Here is a 658-nt window from a genome sequence, read left to right on the forward strand (position 1 = left end):
CACATTACCGCCCGTATTTTTCACAATGTTTTCGATAATCTGTTTTACTGTATTATCGTTGGCAATGGTTTGAAAGTTATTGATTACATCGGCAGGAACATTAATTAAGGTTGTTTTACCATCTTCTGCTGTATAGGTATACGTTCCGTTTTTGTTGTCAATCAGCGTCGTAATTGTTTCGTGCGATTTTACAAGCTGATCAATATTGATGGTTTGGGTTTTGCCCGTATTATCTACATAAGTAAAATTAGCGCCATCATAAGATACATTACCACCCGTATTTTTCACAATGTTTTCGATAATCTGTTTTACCGTATTATCGTTGGCAATGGTTTGAAAGTTATTGATTACATCGGCAGGAACATTAATTAAGGTTGTTTTACCATCTTCTGCTGTATAGGTATACGTTCCGTTTTTATTGTCAATCAGCGTCGTAATTGTTTCGTGCGATTTTACAAGCTGATCGATATTGATGGTTTGGGTTTTGCCCGTATTATCTACATAAGTAAAATTAGTACCATCATAAGACAAATTACCGCCCGTATTTTTTACAATGTTTTCGATAATCTGTCTTACCGTATTATCGTTGGCAATGGTTTGAAAGTTATTGATTACATCGGCAGGAACATTAATTAAGGTTGTTTTGCCATCTTCGGCT

General features: G+C 35.3%; 1 protein-coding gene. It reads right to left on the reverse strand.

Annotated features, from left to right (window positions below; all coding sequences use genetic code 11):
- Nucleotides 1–658 (reverse strand): hypothetical protein (locus R2Q77_RS21000; RefSeq protein WP_316805668.1); only part of this gene is annotated, 658 nt, incomplete at both ends.

The sequence above is a fragment of the Pedobacter nototheniae genome (assembly GCF_032678625.1).
In the GTDB taxonomy this organism is placed as follows: domain Bacteria; phylum Bacteroidota; class Bacteroidia; order Sphingobacteriales; family Sphingobacteriaceae; genus Pedobacter; species Pedobacter nototheniae_A.